We start from the raw sequence: 22226 nt of genomic DNA, 5'->3' as shown, positions 1-22226 counted from the left end.
AAATAATGGAGTTATAATTATGACAAATAGTTCAACAATTAATGAGTTTATAAAGAGAACAAAAGAAGCTTTAGCTATATCTGAGCAGGATCCAAGACTTGGAGTTAGAGGCTTTGAATTTGATAACTCAACATCTGAAAAAGATTGTGTTTTGGTTATTGGTCTAAATCCTGCAGGAAATGATGACGATGCAAAAAATGAGAAAAATAACAGGACATATCTGTATAGTTTGAAAAACAGCATTAAAAGTAATTATGTTTATAATAAATACTATAAACCTATTTATGATTTAATGAATGATATTTTTGATAATAAAGCTAAATGGCATTGGTGTAATAAATCATGGGATATTTTGAGTAAAGAAATAGAACATTCTGAGGACAAAGATTTTTTAGATATGATACATGAAGAGTATTTAAATAATCAAAATAGTAAAGTAACAATCTATATTGGAGATATGTTCTACTATCATCAAACAAGTTCTAAAAAACTTCCACTAATAAAATCAAAATCTTATCCTGAATACTGCAAAAAAATGTTGGAACTTCACATTGAGTCTCTTATAGAAGCTAACAAAAATATAAAATTTGTATACATAAATAATTCACAAGTTTCTCAATGGTTGTGTGATGGTGATATAAAGACATTTACAGTTTTCGGAGATAGGAAAATTCCTGTTTTCTTTGGTGGAATGCTTTCAGGTGGTAGAATGGATTTATTTTCAAAGAAAAGATTAGTTCATGAGATAAAACATTCTTTAAATAAACTTGAACCAAAAATAGAAAAATAATTAAAATTCAGTCACGGGGGCAAGTAGCATGAAAGAATATATTTTAAATTTAGAAAAAGAATTTTCTTTAATTGAAAATGGATTTAAAGAAGAAGAGAAAAGAGCTCTTGCTGACCATCTATTAAACGATAATGCCTATACTAAAGAATTAGCATTTCTAGCCTTTAAATCCAATGTATATCAAGTTAGAATGTACAGTGTATTTCTTTTTGGATACTTATCAGAACAAGATGATATTTTAGCATTTATGCGAGATAAAGTTTCAAAAGATGATAATTGGAGAGTTCAGGAAGTATTGGCGAAAGCATTTGATGAATTTTGCAAAAAAATAGGATATGAAAAAGCGCTTCCAGTGATTGATGAATGGTTAAAAAATACCAATCCTAATACAAGGAGAGCTGTAACAGAGGGATTAAGAATATGGACGAGTAGACCATATTTCAAGGATAATCCAGATGAAGCTATTAAACGAATCGCAACATTAAAAGAAGATTCTAGTGAATATGTTAGAAAATCAGTTGGCAATGCTTTGAGGGATATTAGCAAAAAATTTCCAGAGTTGATTAAAATTGAGCTTGATAGCTGGAAATTAGAAAGTAAAGAGATAAAACAAGTTTACAAGTTGGCAAGTAAATTGATTGTATGACAAATAAGAATTTATAGGAGGTAACGATGAACAAGATTACTTGTATTTGTTTAGGTGTGAAAGATATTGAAAGGTCAATAAAGTTTTATAGAGATGGTTTAGGATATAAGACTGATTGCAGAGAAAATAATCCGTCAGTATGCTTTTTTGATACTCCGGGAACAAAGTTTGAACTATTTCCTTTGGAACAATTAGCAAAAGATATTGATGAAAATAATCCACCAAAAGGGAATGGATTTTCAGGAATTACATTAGCCTACAATGTTGAACATAAAGAAGATGTAGAGACTGTAATTGCATTAGTAAGAAAAGCAGGTGGAAAAATTATAAAAGAGCCACAGGAAGTTTTTTGGGGTGGATATCACGCATATTTTTCGGATTTAGATGGATACTATTGGGAAGTTTCATGGGGACCGAATTTTCAATTTGATGAAAATGGATTGCTGAAATTTTGAGGATAAATAGGGAAAGAGTTTGCCATAAAGTAAGGAATATTTGATTTTGAAGGAGGTAATCATAGTGAATGAATTTAATGAATTTGTTCGTGAGATTTTTTCTGCAGCAGGTGATATTGTCATAAGATCCATGATGGGTGGCTACCTTATATATTTTAACGGAAAGCTGATAGGTGACATTTGCGATAATGAACTATTTTTAAAGAGGACGCAGACATCGGACAAACTTCTTGCAGACTCAGAATTGCGTTATCCGTATGAGGGTTCAAAGACATTGATGTATGCATTCGACAGATTTGAGGATATGGATTTGATTACTGAACTACTGAAAGGTATGTATGCGGAACTGCCAGAAAAGAAACCCAAGAAAGCTAAATGAGACAAACAAGTTTCAGTTTGTTGAATTTAGCAAGGTACAAGTTTTTATGAGATGAAGCCTATAAAATTTGTACGGATACTGTAGGGGAAGAAAAGAAAAAATATTTTCATTCTAAAGTTTAAGTTTAAACATTAACTCTATCCCTTTTCGTTCTATAATATAGAAGTTTACTAGCACCACACGTTGACTGTCTAAGTTTGCTGGTAAAAGTGTAAAAACCTTGTAACGAAAGGGATACTGAAAAGCCTTGAATGTAAGGCTTTTTTTGTGTTTTTATGATAGAATATAGGTAGTTATAATCAAGACCAACTAATAAGCAGTAACAAATATTACATTTAAAATAATCAAGATATGGAGATGAAATGACAGAAATTGATAAAAGGAATTTAAAAAATTATCTTTATATTACATTTGGAATTACTTATATAACATGGGGGCTTCTTGCCATAATTACGCAATCTCATATTTTGGGATTAGAAACGATTATAGGGAGAACATTACATATAGTAGGTGCACTTGGACCAGCTATTGCAAGTGGCTTTTATTTGAAAAGGAATAATATAAAATTTAAACATTTTGTATTTAGTAAGAAAGAAAATAGTAGTATTTATTTCATTATTCATTTGTTAGCAATTTTGATACTATTTTCTGTATCTTCCTTAGAATTAAACGGAGTATCAATTTACCTGATGCCACTATTCTTTATTCAATTAATCTTTTTTGGTGGTGGTCACGAAGAATTAGGATGGAGAGGCATACTACAACCCTTACTTGATAAAAAATATACATATTGGCAATCTAGTTTGATTGTAGGATCAATTTGGGGGATTTGGCACCTGCCTTTATGGTTTATTGTTGGAGAAAGTCATCAAGGATTTCCTTTTATTTTATTTTTTATATATACGTTATTTTTAAGTTTTGTTTTAGGACTTCTTTACCGTCAAACGAAATCTGTCGGTTACTGCATATTATTTCATGCGTTCGCAAATTTGTTAAATCTCTATTTTGTGCTGAAGATTAATCTTATTTTTATTATCATTTTTATAGCTTATTTAATTTATACAATATTAGCAAGTAATAGAATTAGTAAGAAAAAGAATTTGTATCCAAAATAAATGGATACACTCTAGAAAATGAAGATGATTTTGTTCAAGGTTATATAGTAGAAATAACGAAAATCTATATGAAAGGTTTAGAGTAAATATGAGTCTCTTATTTGAAGAATTTAAAACCATTTGTTTCCATTTAAATCGAGTCGGAATTACACCGACACTGATGGGCTCTTTGGGATTTGAGTTTAGAACGAAAGAAAATTGGGAGCCGTCTGACATTGACATTCATGTGCCTGGTGACCCTAGAGGTTGGGAAGTACCTGATCATCTCAGAATTTATGACTGGGACAAGATAATGAAAGTGATGAAAGACTTAGGCTACGTCTTAATAGATATTCATGAGCATGAATTCCAAAAGGATAGAGTGAGTGTTGAATTTGGAAGTATCGATTCCTTACCTGATTTTGCAGGAGTTTCGGAATCGGATATAGAGCTTATTCACATTGAAGGCATCACTTTTCGTCTTCCAAGTATGGAGCAGTATCTAAGTATTTACAAAGCTTCTTCTCAAGACTCCTATCGAAATGATCACAATAATAATAAGGATTTTAAAAAAATCGAGTGGCTGGAGAGACATTTGTAAATTATCATATAAACAGTAGTAAGTCGTAAGACTGGTTGCTTTTTTATTTTTATTTGTTATTTAATTTATACTATATTGGCGAGTAATAGAATTAGTAAGGAAAAAATATTTTAAATTTTTGATTAGCTTAACTATTATCGAAAGTAACGATTGATGTATTTAGATCACTGCTTCTTTAAACAGATTAAACAAGGACGTATCTATTGAAAGACTCACAGTAAGGAGTTTATATATGAAATTCCATGAATTTGGTGATAAGAATTTGCCTTCTATCTTACTGATACATGGTGGTGGTAGTTCTTGGTGGAACTATCTTCGCCAAGCACGGATCTTATCAAAAGACTACCGTGTTATTCTACCCACTTTGAATGGCCACGGCGAAGAATATCAACTCGATTATATTTCTACTGAAGATTCTGCTTTGGAGATCTTAGACTATGTCAAAGCAAACTGTGGTGGGAAGGTGTTTGCGATTGGTGGCGTTTCACTTGGTGGTCAAATTACCATGGAGCTTTTGTCTTTAGACAATGAGATAGCTGAGAAAGTCATCATAGACGGAAGCCTCTGTATTCCTCAACCAAGGTTGGCTAAAATCAGTATTTTTCTAGTAACTCTATTTGGTAAACTGATGTTCAATAAATTCTCTTGCAGACTTCAATTAAGCATGATGAACAAACTCTATCCTAAACTGGCTTATCCAGAGGAGATAAAAGCTCATTATTTGGAGGATTTTCTAAGGATGCCTAACAAAACATTGGTGACCATTTACAAAACCTATATGGGGAGTTACAAGCTGAAGGACACGATTTCTACTAGTAAGGCCCAGGTTCTGTATATCTACGGTGAAAAAGAATTGAACTGTGTGAAAGCATCAGCGAAATTATTTCAGCAGCTACATCCAAATACGATCCTGTATGAAGCAAAGGGCTATAACCACGGCTATTTATCAGCTTACCTGCCTCAAGAGTGGGTTGATTTGGTGGAGTCATTTTTAAAGAGCGATCCATTGGAAATCTGATATGCTGTAAGGAGGAATCTTATGCTAGGAGCAATAGTTGGAGATATTGTTGGTTCAGTTTATGAATGGAACAATATTAAAACCAAGAATTTCCCATTATTTCGTGAGGATTGTTTTTTCACAGATGATACGGTGATGACCTGTGCTGTGGCAGAAGCAATTATGAATGGCGGTCAGAAGGATGACTTCATTGATGCCATGAAAAAGTACGGCAGAATGTATCCAAACGCGGATTACGGTGCTCGATTTGACCGGTGGCTTAAGACTGACAACTGTGAGCCTTACAATAGTTTTGGAAATGGTTCTGCGATGCGTGTTTCTCCGTGTGCTTGGGTGATGGAGGCCACAACAGACAAGTTGCCGTCCGAGGGAAAACGTTTGGCACAACTTTCTTCAGAGGTGACGCATAACCATCCAGAAGGAGTTAAAGGAGCTATGGCCACGGCAGATGCTATCTTTATGTGCCGTTATTTCTTTGGTGGTGATGGTAGTGATAACCCTGCGGAGGTTAAAAGACGCATCAAGGAACATATCGAGAAAGAGTATGGATATGACCTTTCTAAGACGCTGGATGAAATTCGCCCTACGTATCGTTTCAATGAAACGTGTCAGGATACCGTTCCTCAGGCGATCATTGCCTTTCTAGAAAGTACAGATTTTGAAGATGCGATTCGAAATGCGATTTCACTTGGCGGAGACAGCGACACTCTTGCTGCAATCACAGGAAGTATAGCCGAAGCAGCTTATGGAATCCCTGATTGGATAAAGGACAAGGCCTATACCTATCTAGATGAGCCTTTAAAAGACTTGCTCAGACGGTGGGAGAAAGAAGTTTCAATATCATAACGGATACTAACTAGTCAGTATTAAACTCTAAAAATAAGATTAAGGAAGTTGAGCAAATACTAGGGTAAAGAGTTATCACCTTTTGAGAAGAAAAGGCAGAAACAAACTTAACCAAGTCATGAGCTTGACCCCTGAAAAACAGCAAAGCGACGAGATAACAAATAATCTCGTCGCTTTTTTCTTTTAAATTAATGCGGAAATTGATCCATTTTGCTTTATTAAGCTATTTATTCAGATTTTTGCTTATTCAGTAGTAAGATACCTATCATTACTGCTATACAAAATATAAAAAGCATATACCACAGGTTTTCAATACTAAAACCATTCTCTAGCATCAATCTGTATCCCCAATAAGCCGGAAAAACAAGGCCTATTACTTGAAGAAAATCAGGTAGCAAACTAATTGGAAACATAATCCCCGAAAGCATAATTGAAGGCAAAAATACAAGTTGAGCTAACATGGTCAGCTTTGCCTGGTTTTTTAAAGTAAGTCCCAGTATACATCCAATACTCAATGATACAATAATATAGATGGTGAGTGAAAGTAAGAAAATCGGAAGTTGAGTCGGTAGACTTGCTTTAAATAAAATAGGGGCAAGTAGAAGGATCACAATACAGGTCATCATCAAATGGACAAAGGCTGAGAGAAGTATGGTCACTAATCCTAAATAAATAGGGACACCATTAGCATTATAAATCTTTTTAATGTCGCTTCCATAAATTTCAACCAATGAAGGTGGCAAGCCAAGAAAGGCCCCCATTGAGACACTCATGACTATCATAGATTGTATGAGCGTGCTTCCCATTTCAGGAATAACAGAAGTAAAAATACCACCCATGATTAGAAAGAAAATAAGCGGTACAATATAGAAAGTAACCAAGAGAGATTTGCTTCGTATATCTAATTTCCACTGTAATACTAAACTATATAGAAAACAGTTCATTCTGATTCCCTCCTTGCAATTTTGATGAAATGCTGTTCCAAGGTGCCACGATCAACTTTAATATCCAATATTTGGATTTTTTTCTGCTTGCATTCATTCAATAATGAAATTAAGGTATCCTCAATATTAGTCGTTTCAAAAGACTTCACTCCTTCTTGAGTCTTTAAATAGATATAGTATCTTCTTCCAACCTTGTCTGTCAGTTCTGAAGGAGTGCCACAAAAGACAATCTTTCCACTGTTCAAAATAGCAATGCGGTCACATAAGGTCTCAACTTCAGCCATATCATGACTTGCCAAAATGATTGTTTTCCCTTGTGATTTGAGATTCCGTATGTGTTCGTGGAGAGATAGTCTTGCTTCAACATCAAGTCCCGCTGTCGGTTCATCGAGGAAAATAATATTGGGATTGCCGATAAGTGCAAGAGCGAGATGTAGTCTTCTTTTTTGTCCCGTGGATAATTGCAGGTATTGTAACTTCTCAATTTCTTTTATTTCCAGAGCTTTAAGCATATCATCATCAATTTTTGTATGATTCCATTTTGCAAAGAGCTTTATCGCCTCCATAGGTTTGATATGGGCTGGCAAAGAAGAAGACTGCAGTTGAATTCCCATTTTGCCGTTTACAACAATAGTGCCTCCATCATATTTTCTCAGTTCTTCGATACATTCAAGTGTTGTTGTTTTCCCAGCTCCATTCACACCGAGTAAAGCGAAAATTTCTCCTTTTACGATTTGAATATTAAGACCTTTTAGGATTCCATGACAGCCGTAATTTTTAATTAGTTCACGAACCTCTATTGCGTATTTCATGGCTACACCTCCTCAAAAGGATTAGTTCCAAGTCTTGAAAAATAAACTTGCAAAGCTGGCTCTAAATAATTATTAACGATCTTTTGTTTTTCTTCCCAAGCGTTAGTGGCGGTATCAATATTACCGACTTCCATCAACTTCGGAAGCATGGTCATATCACCATTTGTAAACTCCATAATCAAGCCCCAGTATTCTTTCATAACCTGTTGGCTTTGTTCGCTTTCAGCTGGGACGTTTTCTTTTTGGAGCTCCACAATCTCATCGCTTAGGCGATTAAATCTGTCCATAAAGTCTGATCCGCTTTTCTTGTCAAATCGACTGCGTATGCGGTCTAGCGTATCATCATCAAAACGTTTAATTAGAGAATAAGAATCATTCTTCATCTGTAGATTGACAATAATATCTGCATACTTTTTAAAGTTTACCGTCTGTATTTGTAAAACTTCAACTTTTAACTGTTCTATTTCTAATAAAGAATCCTTGAGCTGTTCTATTTTTTGGCGAATATCATCTGCTTGCTCCGTAAGAGCGTTTGCAACTTCATCTGGTGTTTTCAAAGAGTTTAAACGCCCCTTTATATCCTTAAGAGAAAATCCAAGTGATTTCAAGGATATAATTTGATGAAGTATGACTAAATCTTTATCGGTATAAAGTCTACGTCCTCCCTCGCTTTCTGCTGATGGGGAAAGCAATTCTTCTTTATCGTAGTATTGTAGAGTACGGACTGTAACTCCCATTTTCTTTGCGACTTCCCCAACTGTTATAAACCCTTCTGGAATTGCTCTGAATTTTGCCATCTATCTCACCTCCTTATATATATTATACATCATAACGTAAGGTCACGAGCAAGCGCTTTATAAAATAATTTTATCGATGAACGGTTTTTCTATTGAGCTCATAGAGTTATGAAAAAGTCTAATAAAACAGAAAATACTTTTGAAAACACGTATTTTGAAGTGAAAAAAAGTTTATGAATGATAAGTTTTAAAACACATACATATTTTCTGTATATATTTTTGCTTTGTTCTATGATTAGTGCTAAAATGTAGTTAAAAAGTAAAGAAAATATAGGAGATAGATGATGAATACAATGTATATTATCGTAGGATTTGTTGTCCTTTGGCTCTTGCTATTTGTTGTTTTTATGATTGTAAATGGCAATAGAAAGAAAAAAGCTGATAGCTTTGTTAGTGATAATAGTGATAAAGCTATTGTTCATTTATACTGTTCAAAAACTAAAATTAATGGACAGAATCTTGCTGACTTTAATCCAATAACTGGAGAAAACCTAGAAAAGGTAGTTGCTTTAGTTCCAGGGAGATATACAATTGAGGGCGTTTATAAAACGACTGAGACTCGACTGAATCAAACAATCAATATCAAATCAGAAAATATCAGTATGGATCTTGACTTGGAGGCTGGGAACACCTATTCAATAGCTATGTACCTATACTCTCCTGAAGAAAGACAAGAGTATGAGAATGGCAAAACTGATGAAGTTGTTTTGAGTGTTCCGTTAACCATTGTCGTGGGTAGTGATTTCATCAAAGCATACATTATTTGCTACAAAGAAAAATGATTATCTAAGAGGCTGGGCTTAAGTTTGTTACTGGCCTCTTTTCTAATATTAAGTCAAGCTATGAGCAGGATCATTTTGTCAAGTAGGCTTGCTAATTAATCCAAATTTATGTGGGAGATAAATATTATGAAAAAGAGTACCTATAATCTATTAACTAAGATTCCTATATACGGAGTTTTATTAAAACAATCGAGTAAAGGTGAGATGAGGCTATGCAGTCCATTCCTTCAAGATTTGGCGGAAGAAGGGATTAGACCAATTGAAATTTATGAACTTCTAGAAGAGAAATATCCAGGTGAAGTGGTAACAAGAGATCGTTTTTATGAAGGTTATAATAAAATACTTGAATTAAAGTTTAAGAAGGAGATTGACAAAATTTAATGTCTTACTTTTATTTTTCAACAGTAGTACCACCTGAGAATGAGTAATAACGTAAAAATGATGAGATTTAATAGAAACAGTTAAGATTTGAGGATGATAGATGGTTATATTGGAATTGTACCAAAATGATTTTTCTAAAGATTTAGTCGTGTTTGATTCTTTAGAGGAGGGGAAAGCCTTTGTAGCTCAAATCCCTGGATATACTTTAGAAACAGAAGATGAGTTTGAAGTTGAGTATTTTAACCCTAAACACTTGCCCGATTATATGGAAATTGTCTTCAATGGGAATATTGTCCCTTTATCTGGATTCTCATTTGAACCTGAAGAAAATGTCGAGATTATTTGGAAAGAAATTTCGAATCTATCCGAACCAAACGATAAAGTGATTGAAGGAGCTACAAAAGTCGATGCCTATGTCGTGAATAACGATGAAGTCAAAGCTTATATCAATTCAAGAGAAGCAAACTTCCGCAAGGCAAAAGCTTTCTTAGAAAGCAAAGGGTACGAAGTCGACAGAAGCTTTTTCGGAAGTGAAGACGGCGAAGCGATTCTCTACAGAAAACGCGGCACCGAAGATTGGCACTTCCTATGTCACTTAGACCCGCTGTTTGTAGAGGTTGAAGATGTCGAAGGATATGTGAAAGAAGCGATGAAAGATATTCAATAGTCAACCAAAGTTCTTTGTGAGTGTATGCCACTGCTTTAGTAGACAGATTGAGCAGTAAAGAGAAACATCTAGCACTATCTAGCTTCTTAAGGAGAAATATCTATCATGAAAATGGAAATCGGGAAAACCTATCTTGTAAAAAAAGATATTTTTGGTTTAAAAAAAGATGAACTTTGGACCTTAGTTGACAAGGGTTATCAGGCTTATTTTGGTGAACATAATTTCGTATTTGTCAATGATGATAAAGTGAAGGTATTCGCAGTTTTGCAAGACGGTTCAGAAGAAGATATGCGAATTTACCATCATCTTGATGACTATCTTGAAGAAGTCGCTCATGAGAATTTCTAGAGGATGTGAGTTGCAAATTGAAAATGCCTACTTTTAATTAAGCTTAGACCTAATGAATCAATTTTAAGTTAAGGGTTTATATTTGAAATAGAGTCTTCATAGAGACTTTTTCGTTATAAAAAAACTAGACTGAAACCAAGGTGAAAACCGTCTGGTTCGGTCTTTTTTTCTGTTTATGTAGTATAATAAAAGGTGTAGGGATTCAATTTTTTAATAGGATTATTCTAGGAACGAAAACCATCTAGAAAGAGGAGCAATATGAAGCAATCACTTGAATTTTTAAGAGAAAGAATCACCGATAAGATGCCCTTAGAGGAAATGGTAGCAATATTTGAAGACTTGTGTCGTGAGCCTATTGATGATGAGATGATTTTATTTGAAACAGGGACATTTACAGCTATATCTGATAAGCCAATGTTTCAACTATCCTTAGTAAGGCAAGTCCCAAATGAAGATGAAGAGTTTTATCAAGTTCACCTCGATATTTTCTATGAAGCATGTCAAGAGAATGAAATATTTCATGAATCGATTTGGGATGAAGATTTAGAGGAAAATATTTTTGACTACATTAGAAAATCAGAAGTATTTGCCTATGCTAAAGACCAGGAATACCAAGCGGTCAAGATTTATCTGGAAGAAACTTGAGATGGTAAGTTAAAGTAAGAAAATCTAATGACAGGAGAATTATAAATGAAAAAAATTATGGTAATCATCAATCCAACCTCTGGAGGCGAAAAAGCCTTGGATTATAAAGTCAAACTGGAGAATAAAGCTAGAGAATATTTTGAAGATGTGGAAATTAAAATTACGGAGAAAGCGCAAGACGCCACAAACTTTGCAGAAGAAGCTTCTCGTGAGCGATATGATGCTGTTCTTGTTTTTGGTGGAGATGGGACTGTCAATGAAGTAATCTCTGGTATCGCGGAAAAAGACTATATTCCTAAACTCGCGATTATTCCAGGAGGAACTGGAAATCTCATTACGAAACTATTAGAAATCAATCAAGATATTGATGGTGCCATTGACGAACTCGATTTTAATTCTACGAATAAGATTGATATCGGAAAATCAAATGGAAATTATTTTGGTTATATCTTTAGTATTGGTTCGCTACCAGAAGCCATCCATAACGTTGGGATAGAGGATAAAACGAAGTTTGGCATGCTTGCCTATGCGATTAATACCATGAAGTCAGTGGTTACAGATCAAGCATTTAACATTAGAGTTGAAACAGAAAATGGAAATTACATTGGCCCAGCCAGTCATGTCTTGATTCTCCTTACCAATTATTTCGCTGACAAAAAAATCTTTGATGAAAATAAGGATGGCTATGCCAACATTTTGATTCTAAAAGATGCCTCAATCCTGACTAAATTATCAGTTATCCCTGATTTATTAAAAGGTGATGTTGTCGTGAATGAGAATATCGAGTATATCAAAGCTCGGCATATAAAAATTTCTTCAGATGCTGCATTAGAAACGGATGTTGACGGCGACAAATCTGATGACCTTCCAGTAGAAATCAAGGTACTAGGGCAGCATATCGAAGTCTATTCTCAACCGAAAGAATAATAAACTTTTGACAAGAATAGTGGATAATAAAGGAGGCGATGATGACGAAGATTTTAGCAATTAATTCTATTTCGTTAAAAAAAAGAATGATTGAATTACTATTTGATTATCTTTTCATTCTAGCTTATTTAGCACTTCTGTTTTTAGGTTGTATGCTTTTTTACATTATTTTTTTTAATGGTATCCCAGAGTTTACAGAAATTCAGTCGCAGTGTCTTGTATTATTTACCTCTGTTTTGCCAATCATTCTACTTTTTACATTCTTTGATTATACAAAAAATGGGAGTTTCGGGAAGGCGAAAGCAGGACTTCAATTGGTTTACAAGAAAAAAACAGTGCAAGCTAGCTTGCTTAGAAACACCATTAAATTTTTTCCTTGGCAAATAGGTCATATGGGCACGATACATGGTTTCTATAGTGAGTTTGATTCTTTATCTATTATTCTCTCGTTTTTAGCTACTCTCCTCGCAGTTGCCCTACTTGCAATGATGGTTTTCAGGAAAGATAAGCGACATCTAGGTGACCTTATAGCTCATACACAAGTACAGCTAAAAGGTGACTAAAATAAAATATTTCATAGATACTTAACTTATTAGGGAGCGTGCTGTGAGCCAGCTTCCTTTTTTATGATTTAAAATCTACTTTACTTAGCAAAATGCTTGGACTAAAAATAAATTTGAACTATAATATAAGAGAAGCTTATCGACCTGAAAAATCTTAGTTAAAAAGGAAACATTTTATGAAAGTATCTAAAAAAATCAGATTAATGAGCTGCTGTGTTTTAGCTATCTTTACTTTAGCTGCCTGTGTTACAAACCAAAACCAATCTACGGAAAAACAGAATAGTTCAACTACTAAGTTGGTTAGCTCAAATAAAGAAATCTACAAAGGAACCTATAGCAATCTCAATAGCAAGGAAAGCGAAGAAGAAGTTCGAAAAGCCTTGGTTGCGCATTTGGATAAAGACAGTGTCGATGCATTTTTCAACCTAGTAAATGATTATAACGCTACTGTAGGTTCAGTTGGGCTCACTGGGGATTTTTCTACATTTACCAAAACAGACTATGATGTTGAAAAGATAAGCAATCTTTGGGCACCGAAGAAAGGTGATTTTGTTGGGACCAACTGTCGCATTAACAGTTACTGTTTATTGAAAAATTCTATCGAAATCCCTAAGTTAGAGAAAGATGATTCCCTCTTGTTTGTCGATAATGATGCTATTGACAAAGGTAAGGTCTTTGATGCAGAAGACAAGGATGCTTTTGATATTTTATTCTCAAGAGTCAAGACCGAAGCAACGACAGATGTTAAGGTTCATGCTGCAAAGATGGAAAAATTCCTTTCTCAATTCAAGTTTAATGAAAATGCAAGAATGCTGTCCGTAGTCGTCCATGATGACTTGGATGGGCAATCCCTCTTTATTGGCCATGTCGGCATACTTGTACCAAGTGAGGATGGCTATCTCTTTGTCGAAAAGTTAACCTTTGAGGAACCTTATCAAGCTATTAAATTTGCGACCAAGGAAGATTGTTACAAATATCTAGATACAAAATACGAAAACTATACAGGTGAAGGTCTAGCGAAACCCTTTATTATGGATAATGATAAGTGGGTCCAATCTTAAAGGAAGTGAACAATATGGATACAATATTAGGTTTGATAATTTTATTCCTAATTGGAGTATGGGCTGTTTGGGTTATCAAAGGAAACCAGCAGAGACCAAGAAGAAATGAACGATTTATTGGGTATATCAATAAATACGATAGTGATGGAGAACCTTACCAAGCCGAAGTTTGGGAAGTTACTGAAGATGAGGAGTAGACATATGGAATTACAAGATTTTACGAAACAAGAACAAGAAATGATAAAAAAGGGGTTAACTTTCTCTAAACTGAGCGATAAGGAAACGGCCGATAAGATTATCGCTCTAATCCCTCAAGATATGATTAAACGGATTCCATTTTTTGTTAGAAAACATGCTATTACGCGGACTATTAAGAGAATCTCTCTTGAGTATCCGGAATTGTACGCTGTTGCTGAACAAGAAGGGCAACTTCCAGAAAAAGAAGCTCAAGAATTACGCCAAATTCTGACAACTATTTTCCAAGAGAAAATGAACAAGCATAAGATTAAATAGGAGTTGAGAATGGCTATTGATGGCGTTAAAATCATTGACAGTGATCAAGCTTATGACATTTACAATGAAGTAGTTGGTCGCTATAGAGACGGTGAACATGTAACGAATATTATCAAGGAAATCCTTGATACGGAGAAAGATGACTGTCAAACAGACTTTTTTACAGAAATTTATTGGACTGCATTTGCCTACTCACTGTGGAAGATTGGTCACCTGACTGACGATATCAGAGATAAAACCTTAGAGATTATTAAAAAAGGTCCAGATCCATTTTGGTTGGAAATAGACTCAAAGGCATTGAAGCAAAGGCAAAAGGTCTTGGAAAAACTTGCAGTTCAATTGCAAACTGAAAATCCTAGACCTCTAAAGGTTCCTAAAGCAAAGGCTAAACGCAAACCTTACTTTGAAGAAGGAGATATCCTTGCTGTTAAGTTTGAAGATGAGTATGGTCTTGTATTTGTATCTATGATTGAGCAGAGTCCTAGAAAACTTGAGTACCATCTAGCTTGCACACGCCTCTTACAAACAAAAAAGCCCTCCATAGATGATTTTTTGACCAGTCAAATCTCCTGTAAGATGGACAATACAAAGTTTGCTCTCGTTACAGATTGCTGGTTCAATCACAAAGATTTAGGGCAATTATTAGAAAATATTGAAAAAATTGGACAGGTGAAGCTTAGACCTTTTAGTCTTTGGATGATGGCACCTGCCCAAAATTTAGAAGACATTTATGAAGAAATCACTAGAGATAAAGGCTCTTCTGGCCTTCGGTTCATCGAAACCTATAAACTTGTAGATGATATTTTTTCAGTCTAATGTCTATCTGATAAGAGGAAAATAAAGGGTGAGTCATTCCCAAATGCTGTGTTGGGCTCTGACTCCATAGCTATCAATCGAACCATCTGAATTGAATTTGGATTCAATACGGTATCTTTTCCAGAGGTCGTAATCTGCTGTTTGAATGGTTAGGATAAAGTTGTTATCCTTATCAGAGACGTTATAATCAGCAGGATTGACTTCAAAGATATTGATTAATTTTCGTGTTTGAAAATCTTGGAGCTTGAGATTTGCTAGTTTGACATGATTGATGGAAATTTCTTCTAGTTGTTTGCTATTCTTAGGTGTTCTGTAATAGGTGATGACGCAGTTTTTAAGTTGATCAGTATCTTTACCTGTGGGAGTAAGGCTCATAAAGCCAAAGGACTGATTATCCCGCTTGACTTCGAGAAGCTGACCGTAGTAGAAGTGGTCGTTTTTGGGATTGGTGATAGAACTCTCTGGCTTTTTATCTTCGAAGCTAAAGCCTTGGTCCAAAAGCTCGGAAGCCTTGCTCTCACCGATAATGACAGTAGTATCTTGAATGGTTACTGGAACAGGTTGAGCCGGAAGGCCACTCATCATGATGCAAAACATAAAAACATAACTCGTTAAAAAAGCTGTCCCGACAAAAGCGTTGGTTGATGCATAGACATGACTGTTATGAAAGTTTTTGCTTATTGCCAGTACAATAAATTTACCAATACTTTTTAAAACCATACTAACAAGTACGATAAAAAATTGTTTTTTCAAACATTCATAAATGGCTTGAGGAAAGCTATTACCATGATAGTAGAAACCAGCCAATACGAGTAGATTTACGATTAAATAGATCAGCAAGAACCAATGAATCTCTTTAAGGGCATTAGCATCAGTGATTTCTTCATAGTCAACGTGAATTCTTCCTTGAACAGCTTGGCCAAGTTTATAAATCCATTTGGGAATGTCTTTGCCTTTTTTAACCGCAACTACAAGTCTAATATAGAGATAGATGCTAAAGGATAAGGATAGAAAGAAAAGAGCATAAAAACCCAAAACAATACTAGTGAACATGACTGTTCCCCCTATTTAACATTCAATAAAACAATTTCTTAGCTCCATTATAGCATTTTCTATAGAAATAGAGCTAAAAACATCCGTATGATACTAACTGATTCAAAGGAGTAAAATCATGGGAATGATTGCCAATTATCAATATTTACCAGACAATGAATTAGAACAAATAAAAGGTCTTTCCAATCAAGAAGATGACTTATTAGATTTTTCTGAGGATTCCACTGATAGTCATGATATCTTAATAGATATTGACAAAATGTGGGATGTCTTAGTTTTTGTAATGACAGGATTTAGTAGTTCAGAATTTTTGGATGACAATCCCTTGAGAGAAGCTGTTTTAGGGGTGACTCCTCTAGAGGATGTATCTGAATATATCGCCTATACTGAAAAATCGAGAATTGCGGCTATCAGTCAAGCTTTAGAAGAATTTGATATGGACAAGGCTTTGAAAAACTTTAGTATGGAAGCATGCAAGAAAGCTGACTTGTATCCTGATATTTGGGATTATCTTGAGGAAGAGGAAGAAATCAAGGATGATATTTTAACCTGCTTTGTCAAAATGAAAGACTTTTACAAAAAGATTTTGGAGCTTAATGGAAATGTCTTAGTTACTATTTGTTAGAAAGTTTATTAAACATTCCTAAAAGAATAAAACTGCTTGAGGTAATAAATGAACAAAGAAGATTTATTGGCATTATGGAAGGGAATAAGCTGGGAAAACATGATTCGGGGATCTATTTTCTAGGGCGATATCTTAATAAAGACATAAATATTTATTTTACAGGTTACTGTGAACAGGATTTACTCTTATTATCAGATGATTTGATGACTAGTTTATATAGAAACTTAGAACACCTTGATAAAAAAGCTCAAAAGGTTATCCATGATAATTGGCCTGATAAAACAGTTACAGAACTGGAATTAAGGGAGTTAATCTTGGATAAAAGTGGTTCTTATGGCGAATTTGCTCTAGGTTATGATGCCGGTATTTCTCCAGCTGGATCCCTTTATCTTTTAGTGAAATTCGACAAACATTTTCAAGCTGATAGAGAGCTTGTGTATGAAATTTACTAACTGTCTGACAATGAGAGGTTAAAATCAGGTGATGAAATGAAAGATTTATATAAAGCAATATTAGATTTAAATGGTATTGTCCTAGTTACTATTTGTTAAGGTTTTTATATTCCGTTAGAAAGGTAATCCTATGAATCCATTTCTAGAAAAATACATTACATTAAAAAAGCAATACCTGGACCAAGATGGAAAGCCTTCAAGTGTCGCAGCCCTCTATGATTTGGCTGATGAATTAGCTAAGTCTGAAGATTTAGAAGCTAAGAAAGTCTTAGTTGACCTCTATGAACAATTGGGTCTCTACACTAGTGCCTATAGCTTATTTACTGAAATCTTAGACAAACCTGATCGAAAACAGATAAAGAAACTGAGCCGTTTACAAGAAATGAGTCAGAGTCATGGCGATCGTTTTGCCCTTCCTCGTCCTCTAAGAAAAGAAGAGAAGAAGCAGAGGAAGAACCTGTTAAAAGACTTACCTTATTTTCTCTATCATCCAGATCCCTTAGCAACAGGTTCATTTGTTGAAGGAGAAGCCAAGGTTTGTCCATCTTGTGGGAAAGAAAGCAATGTTTATTATGCTCTTAGACCCTATAGTATTGAAGAGATAGAACATCTCTGCCCAACTTGCATTGCAAACGGTCAAGCAGCCAAAAAATTCGATGCGGAATTTATCCAAGATGCCGAGTGGCAGGGGGAATTGGATCCAGAAAAAAATCAGCTACTTTTTTGTCAGACCCCAGGTTACTCTAGTTGGCAGGGAGAATATTGGCTTTCTTGTTGCCAAGATTATTGTGCTTACCTGGGTACAGTTGGAACTCGAGAATTGAAGGATATGGGAATCGCTGTGCAAGTCTTGGCAGACTATGAAGCGCGTGAAGAATATCAGGAGGTAGAAGACTACTTGGTCAAAGATGGGCCTATCTGTGGTTACCTTTTCAGATGTCTCCATTGTCAAAAATACCAGATCTGGGTTGATGCAGATTAAATCGAAATGTGATTAGCTATGAAAATTAAAGAGAAGACTATGGAAGAACTAGAATTATTCGAAGCTGCCTCCAAAGATTTATTTGATACTATGCAGGGATTTAAAGACAATCTATCTGTTCAATTTCCCCTATTAGATAGTGATAACTGGCAGTATGATAAGGGATCGATAAAAGTTTGTAGGGCTGATGAGTCAGGATTCAAAAAAAGATGTAGGGTCGGAATCAGCTACAACTTGAAAGTATCCTTATTAAACGAAGCTGCCGAGCAAATCTGGTTACTGTTTAAAGACTGGTTCAATGCTAGCAGATTGAGTCTAGTTGAAAGAAATCCTAATAATGAAGATTTGGGAAGATATGTCTTTTCAGCAAGTTCCCCTCTAGGTGATCAGGTAGATTGTTCGATTTATTTACCCAATGAGTGGAATATCCCTCAGATTAGCCTTTCAGGCTATCTAACAGCTCGTTATAGGGCTTGTGATCTTGATAAATCGCAAGGATAAGACGGAGGTTTTTAGAGATGAGAAAGATTGATTGGGACAAGATAAAAACTCGCTTAGATGCCTTGCTAGTCATTGACGAATATCTGACAGATCCGAGTGAGGATTGGCTCAGACTCGTGATTAAGACTGAGGAAGACTATGGACTCCGCTACCTTATTGACAATGGATCGGGTGATTCTTTAGATGTGATTCTGACTGATAAAATGATCCTCATAAAAGGTTTTGATCATGAAAGTGGTTTAAACCAGTTTGCTGCTGACGAGTGGAATCAAGACGTCATTGATGGTTTTTATAAAGGACTAGATGAAAAGTATGTCTCACTTTATTCGGAAGACCAAAAAGATGAAACAACCTTCTTTATCTGGTATGATGGTCACGCGCATCAACACACTTACCAAGATCAGGATGGCGGAGAATGGTTGCTCTCTTACCTTTTTGATAGCTTTGAGAGATTTCATGAGTTTGTGACTGACTATTATGAAATTACCGTAGATAAAGATTTACTTAGGAAACTCTACATGGATGGACAACTTTCAGACATAGAAGTAAAGCAATTAATCCAGGAGTGTTAAGAGAGTAATTATGAGAGTGAACTATAAAAATACCCCTGAAAACTATCGAGCTATGGCGGAAATAATCATCCCACCCTTGCTTAATTTACTCAAAAGTTTAACCTTGTTAGAAGAAGAAATTTTTGAGCGTAATAGAGAACTGGATAAGGGAAAAGAAGGCCTTGGCATCCCAGTAAATCAAGTTCATCCCAAGTGGAATGAACTTATGGATGACTATTTTCAGAGGCAAATGCAACTTTTAACTGGACGAGTGACTCAAAAATACTTGGAAGGAGGAGTTCGAAATTCTTATGGCTTCCCAAGTGAGTATAACTATGTTCAAAAGAATGATTTTTCTGTAGATTTTATTATGACAAAAGCTGAAGAAGCAAGAATCATCACCCATTTTCAAGAAGCATTAGAAATGAAGCATCAGTTTGTTCTTAAATTGGTGGATGGAAATTGGCTACTTGATGAGAAATTTTACGGTTTTGAGTACGAGGAAACTTGGTATCTTGACTCACTTTGAGTAAGATAGCTTTGCTTCCCAACTGATATGAGAAAAAGGAGAAGTCCTATGAATTTTTTAAAAAATCTATTTACTAGTAAGAAAGAAAAGTCAGAGAAGAAAAAACAACTTATCTTGTCCATGCCCCTCTTCAAAGGCCAGCAAGCCTATTCTTTAGACCAGGTTGTTCAGGAATTGAAATCTCACTGGGGACTTGAAATTTCTGAAGTTTCTGGGGATGATTCGAGTGCAACCTTTGTGATTGATGGTGCTCTCGTTGCTTTGGCATTGATGGATCTTCCTATCCCAAGTCAAGAATTTGAAGAATTGTATGCCTATTCTTACCTCTGGCAGGATGTTGAGAAGGAAACACAGGAGCACACACAACACGCCATTGTTTCTATCCTGTCTGACAATCTTTCGCCAGTAGAAACTTATTCCTTATTAACTAAAGTCAATGCCTCTATTCTAAAAACTAGTCAATCAGCTATTGGTATTTATCAGGGTTCTACCACCTTGCTCTTGCCCAAAGATCTTTATCTAGACCTGGCTGACCTTTTGAAAGAAGAAATGCTTCCCCTTCAACTCTGGATCTATATGGGGATTATCAATCAGAAAGATAAGACCAGCATTTACACTTATGGTTTGAAAGAGTTTGGAAAAACTGAGATTGAAATCATTGATTCTGTCATGGATAGCGATGACTTATATTATTTCCTCCTGTCTATTCTTCAGTATGTTTTAGGCAGTGATGTCACCTTAAAGGACGGTGAAACCATTGGCTTTTCAGAAGATCAAAAAATTAAAATCACTGAGTCAAAAGCCGTCTATTTGGAAGGAAATTCCTTGAAATTAGATGTTTAAACCATGATTTATAAATGAGTGTCATTACTAGAATGAGGTTTTTATGAATCCTGATATAAAAAAGTATTATCTCTACCGTTTTCTGGTCTATAGATTTGAAAAACTCTCTTGTAAGAATCCAAGTCTCAAGGAAATAAAACCGGAGAAGAGAGAAAAAATCGTTCTAGAGGCTACTCGAACTAGTCAAAAGATTATTCTAGTCTTAGGAATTCTTTATGTTTTGCTAAATTCTGCTTTGTTCATTTACCTAAGGCTCAATGATTTTCAAAATCCCTTATTGACTTGGTTTACTGACTACATCGACTATTTGGGAGTACTGATAAACGGAGAATGGGGCGGTAGTTGGCGTCAAAAGAAAGCTAGTTTTTTGATGATTGCTTTACTGGCTTTGCCCATTGTGGTCATAGAAGGTGGTCCCTTCTTCCTGCTGGTCTTATTGATTGGGAATTGGGCATTAATGAGAAAGATAAGATTTGAGAGAGAGCATAAAGGAGTAGAGAGCCATGGCTAGAACGGCGATAATAGGTACTTTAATAGTTTTTGCAATCTTTAATCTGCTACTTGGTCTGGGGTTTTATCTCTTTCTAAAAAAGAGGAAAGAGAATGGGCAGTCATTGTACGAAACCCCTGTAAATCAACAAACTCGAACAGAAAAACTGGGTCTAGGCGAGATTTTGGTCTACCTGTCCCTGATTGCAATTGCGGGGATGTTTGCTTTTCAGACCTTAAATAGAGGTGGTGTGGGGAATTCTATTTTAGCCAAAATGATCCTCCTACCTACTCTAATGGCTCTTTTCAATGCAAGAAAAAGGACTGGAAAATCTTTACTTGCCCTCCTTATAACCTTGATGGTCTTTCTAGTAGGGGTCATGTTTAATCTCACGATTGGTTTGCCACCTCAAGCACCGATTTTGCAAATCAATGAAAGTAAAATCACTTTGGCAGAAACCAAAGCAAGTGATCTGATGGAAGCTGGATTTGATATCTATGTAAGACAGGGGGATGGTACTAGCGACTACGAAGAGCTCTTGACAGAGGGAAGTTTCCAAAAGTATCCAGGCAATAAAACAGTTACCATCGAAAAAGGCTTCAGACTTGATAGCAATGCAGTCCCTTACGCTCCCTATCTTCTTGCAAAAGATGGCATAGTACTGGGCAGTATTTCCTTTTACGGTGCTGAGGACCAGAATGTGGCTTTAGAAGATTCTAAGATTATTCAGGTTCGATTTAACAAGGAAAGTATTGAGGCGGCGAAAAAACATTCTATCACTTTGAAATTAGATGAACTTGACTTGACTAAGCGACTGGATGCTCCTCTTGTTCAAGAAACTTTTAAAAAGCATCTATGGTCAATCCCCCCATCACATACAAGTAATGTCACTCAATTGTGGTATGGATTAAAGTGGGCCAGCAATAGTGACTCTCTATTTTGGAATGAATATTATAGTCTCATCCGCCTAGACGAAAATTATTTGATGATTGATTTTGAATTAGCAGTCCAAATAGCACGAGATGAGTAGATAGGATTTTGAATAGTTGACTGTACTTATAGATAATTAAGGGACTAACTATTTTAGTTCCTTTTTAGTTTTTTAAAACTTAATT

32 protein-coding genes are annotated in these 22226 nt (G+C 35.3%); 28 read left to right on the top strand and 4 right to left on the bottom strand.

All coding sequences use genetic code 11. The annotated features are described in order from the left end of the window. Window positions 1-19: 19 nt before the first annotated feature. The 8 genes from QM857_RS00450 to QM857_RS00415 all read left to right on the top strand — a co-directional run bounded on the left by QM857_RS00450 (window position 20) and on the right by QM857_RS00415 (window position 5829). Window positions 20-790, top strand: a complete 771-nt coding sequence (locus QM857_RS00450; protein ID WP_414274691.1) for a hypothetical protein — start codon at window positions 20-22, stop codon at window positions 788-790. Window positions 791-818: 28 nt separating this feature from the next. Next, a complete protein-coding gene (locus QM857_RS00445; protein ID WP_414274690.1) occupies window positions 819-1436 on the top strand; it encodes a DNA alkylation repair protein in 618 nt (205 codons plus the stop codon). Window positions 1437-1462: 26 nt separating this feature from the next. Then, window positions 1463-1891: a VOC family protein gene (locus tag QM857_RS00440; protein ID WP_414274689.1), complete on the top strand. Its 429-nt coding sequence runs from the start codon at window positions 1463-1465 to the stop codon at window positions 1889-1891. 64 nt (window positions 1892-1955) lie between these two features. Beyond that, window positions 1956-2270, top strand: a complete 315-nt coding sequence (locus tag QM857_RS00435; RefSeq protein ID WP_371585094.1) for a TfoX/Sxy family protein — start codon at window positions 1956-1958, stop codon at window positions 2268-2270. A gap of 362 nt (window positions 2271-2632) precedes the next feature. Beyond that, on the top strand, window positions 2633-3385 hold the full coding sequence (locus QM857_RS00430) for a lysostaphin resistance A-like protein (RefSeq protein WP_414274688.1): 753 nt from the start codon (window positions 2633-2635) through the stop codon (window positions 3383-3385). A gap of 88 nt (window positions 3386-3473) precedes the next feature. Further along, a complete protein-coding gene (locus tag QM857_RS00425) occupies window positions 3474-3965 on the top strand; it encodes a phosphoribosylanthranilate isomerase (protein ID WP_414259141.1) in 492 nt (163 codons plus the stop codon). Window positions 3966-4197: 232 nt separating this feature from the next. Beyond that, entirely contained in the window at window positions 4198-4983 is a 786-nt protein-coding gene (locus tag QM857_RS00420) for an alpha/beta fold hydrolase (RefSeq protein WP_414274687.1), read from the top strand. Between the two features lie 21 nt (window positions 4984-5004). After that, complete coding sequence (locus QM857_RS00415; protein WP_414274686.1) at window positions 5005-5829, top strand: ADP-ribosylglycohydrolase family protein; 825 nt, start codon at window positions 5005-5007, stop codon at window positions 5827-5829. A gap of 227 nt (window positions 5830-6056) precedes the next feature. Here the strand turns inward: QM857_RS00415 and QM857_RS00410 are convergent, their stop codons facing one another. The 3 genes from QM857_RS00410 to QM857_RS00400 are packed head-to-tail and all read right to left on the bottom strand — an operon-like array spanning window position 6057 to window position 8382. Then, window positions 6057-6773, bottom strand: coding sequence for an ABC transporter permease (locus tag QM857_RS00410; RefSeq protein WP_414274685.1), 717 nt, complete (start codon window positions 6771-6773; stop codon window positions 6057-6059). After that, window positions 6770-7585 carry an ABC transporter ATP-binding protein gene (locus QM857_RS00405; protein WP_414274684.1) on the bottom strand — a complete coding sequence of 272 codons (816 nt, stop codon included), beginning with the start codon at window positions 7583-7585 and terminating at the stop codon, window positions 6770-6772. The genes QM857_RS00410 and QM857_RS00405 overlap by 4 nt, the downstream gene beginning before the upstream one ends. 2 nt (window positions 7586-7587) lie before the next feature. Beyond that, window positions 7588-8382 (bottom strand): MerR family transcriptional regulator, encoded by a 795-nt coding sequence (locus tag QM857_RS00400; RefSeq protein ID WP_414274683.1) that lies wholly within the window; start codon window positions 8380-8382, stop codon window positions 7588-7590. Window positions 8383-8663: 281 nt separating this feature from the next. Here QM857_RS00400 and QM857_RS00395 point away from each other — a divergent pair, with 281 nt between their 5' ends. The 11 genes from QM857_RS00395 to QM857_RS00345 all read left to right on the top strand — a co-directional run bounded on the left by QM857_RS00395 (window position 8664) and on the right by QM857_RS00345 (window position 15085). Beyond that, window positions 8664-9164, top strand: coding sequence for a hypothetical protein (locus tag QM857_RS00395; protein WP_414274682.1), 501 nt, complete (start codon window positions 8664-8666; stop codon window positions 9162-9164). A 126-nt stretch (window positions 9165-9290) separates the two neighbouring features. Further along, entirely contained in the window at window positions 9291-9545 is a 255-nt protein-coding gene (locus QM857_RS00390) for a hypothetical protein (RefSeq protein ID WP_414274681.1), read from the top strand. A 100-nt stretch (window positions 9546-9645) separates the two neighbouring features. Next, on the top strand, window positions 9646-10212 hold the full coding sequence (locus QM857_RS00385) for a hypothetical protein (RefSeq protein ID WP_414274680.1): 567 nt from the start codon (window positions 9646-9648) through the stop codon (window positions 10210-10212). A gap of 105 nt (window positions 10213-10317) precedes the next feature. Beyond that, window positions 10318-10560 carry a phosphohydrolase gene (locus QM857_RS00380; protein WP_414257464.1) on the top strand — a complete coding sequence of 81 codons (243 nt, stop codon included), beginning with the start codon at window positions 10318-10320 and terminating at the stop codon, window positions 10558-10560. Window positions 10561-10818: 258 nt separating this feature from the next. After that, complete coding sequence (locus tag QM857_RS00375; protein WP_263393619.1) at window positions 10819-11205, top strand: hypothetical protein; 387 nt, start codon at window positions 10819-10821, stop codon at window positions 11203-11205. Between the two features lie 45 nt (window positions 11206-11250). Further along, window positions 11251-12132 (top strand): diacylglycerol/lipid kinase family protein, encoded by an 882-nt coding sequence (locus QM857_RS00370; RefSeq protein ID WP_414274679.1) that lies wholly within the window; start codon window positions 11251-11253, stop codon window positions 12130-12132. Between the two features lie 41 nt (window positions 12133-12173). Continuing rightward, on the top strand, window positions 12174-12695 hold the full coding sequence (locus tag QM857_RS00365) for an RDD family protein (protein WP_414274678.1): 522 nt from the start codon (window positions 12174-12176) through the stop codon (window positions 12693-12695). A 176-nt stretch (window positions 12696-12871) separates the two neighbouring features. Continuing rightward, window positions 12872-13756, top strand: coding sequence for a DUF4300 family protein (locus QM857_RS00360; protein ID WP_263393616.1), 885 nt, complete (start codon window positions 12872-12874; stop codon window positions 13754-13756). 14 nt (window positions 13757-13770) lie between these two features. After that, window positions 13771-13953, top strand: a complete 183-nt coding sequence (locus tag QM857_RS00355; protein ID WP_414274677.1) for a hypothetical protein — start codon at window positions 13771-13773, stop codon at window positions 13951-13953. 4 nt (window positions 13954-13957) lie between these two features. Then, window positions 13958-14269, top strand: a complete 312-nt coding sequence (locus tag QM857_RS00350) for a hypothetical protein (RefSeq protein ID WP_414274676.1) — start codon at window positions 13958-13960, stop codon at window positions 14267-14269. A 9-nt stretch (window positions 14270-14278) separates the two neighbouring features. Further along, window positions 14279-15085 (top strand): hypothetical protein, encoded by an 807-nt coding sequence (locus QM857_RS00345; protein WP_414274675.1) that lies wholly within the window; start codon window positions 14279-14281, stop codon window positions 15083-15085. A gap of 33 nt (window positions 15086-15118) precedes the next feature. Here QM857_RS00345 and QM857_RS00340 read toward each other — a convergent pair whose 3' ends face one another. After that, a complete protein-coding gene (locus QM857_RS00340) occupies window positions 15119-16138 on the bottom strand; it encodes a hypothetical protein (protein WP_414274674.1) in 1020 nt (339 codons plus the stop codon). A 118-nt stretch (window positions 16139-16256) separates the two neighbouring features. On the opposite strand from QM857_RS00340, the gene QM857_RS00335 reads away from it, so the two are divergent. The 9 genes from QM857_RS00335 (at window position 16257) to QM857_RS00295 (ending at window position 22141) form a co-directional block, all read left to right on the top strand. Then, the gene (locus tag QM857_RS00335) at window positions 16257-16763 is read left to right on the top strand and encodes a YfbM family protein (RefSeq protein WP_414274673.1); all 507 of its coding nucleotides are present in this window, start codon (window positions 16257-16259) and stop codon (window positions 16761-16763) included. After that, window positions 16757-17215, top strand: a complete 459-nt coding sequence (locus QM857_RS00330) for a hypothetical protein (RefSeq protein WP_414274672.1) — start codon at window positions 16757-16759, stop codon at window positions 17213-17215. The genes QM857_RS00335 and QM857_RS00330 overlap by 7 nt, the downstream gene beginning before the upstream one ends. A gap of 130 nt (window positions 17216-17345) precedes the next feature. After that, entirely contained in the window at window positions 17346-18197 is an 852-nt protein-coding gene (locus tag QM857_RS00325; RefSeq protein WP_414274671.1) for a CbrC family protein, read from the top strand. A gap of 18 nt (window positions 18198-18215) precedes the next feature. After that, window positions 18216-18698 (top strand): hypothetical protein, encoded by a 483-nt coding sequence (locus QM857_RS00320; protein WP_414274670.1) that lies wholly within the window; start codon window positions 18216-18218, stop codon window positions 18696-18698. A gap of 17 nt (window positions 18699-18715) precedes the next feature. Next, window positions 18716-19270 (top strand): hypothetical protein, encoded by a 555-nt coding sequence (locus tag QM857_RS00315; protein WP_414274669.1) that lies wholly within the window; start codon window positions 18716-18718, stop codon window positions 19268-19270. A 10-nt stretch (window positions 19271-19280) separates the two neighbouring features. Beyond that, window positions 19281-19778 carry a hypothetical protein gene (locus QM857_RS00310; RefSeq protein WP_414274668.1) on the top strand — a complete coding sequence of 166 codons (498 nt, stop codon included), beginning with the start codon at window positions 19281-19283 and terminating at the stop codon, window positions 19776-19778. Window positions 19779-19826: 48 nt separating this feature from the next. Beyond that, entirely contained in the window at window positions 19827-20621 is a 795-nt protein-coding gene (locus QM857_RS00305; RefSeq protein ID WP_414274667.1) for a DUF4261 domain-containing protein, read from the top strand. Window positions 20622-20664: 43 nt separating this feature from the next. Then, a complete protein-coding gene (locus tag QM857_RS00300) occupies window positions 20665-21132 on the top strand; it encodes a hypothetical protein (protein WP_414274666.1) in 468 nt (155 codons plus the stop codon). Further along, a complete protein-coding gene (locus QM857_RS00295) occupies window positions 21125-22141 on the top strand; it encodes a hypothetical protein (RefSeq protein WP_414274665.1) in 1017 nt (338 codons plus the stop codon). The genes QM857_RS00300 and QM857_RS00295 overlap by 8 nt, the downstream gene beginning before the upstream one ends. Window positions 22142-22226: the final 85 nt, after the last annotated feature.

The sequence above is a fragment of the Streptococcus infantis genome (assembly GCF_047463315.1).
Lineage (GTDB): Bacteria > Bacillota > Bacilli > Lactobacillales > Streptococcaceae > Streptococcus > Streptococcus infantis_AB.
The sequence above is the reverse complement of the archived record's forward strand: the minus strand, read 5'-3'. Positions and strand labels throughout refer to the sequence as shown.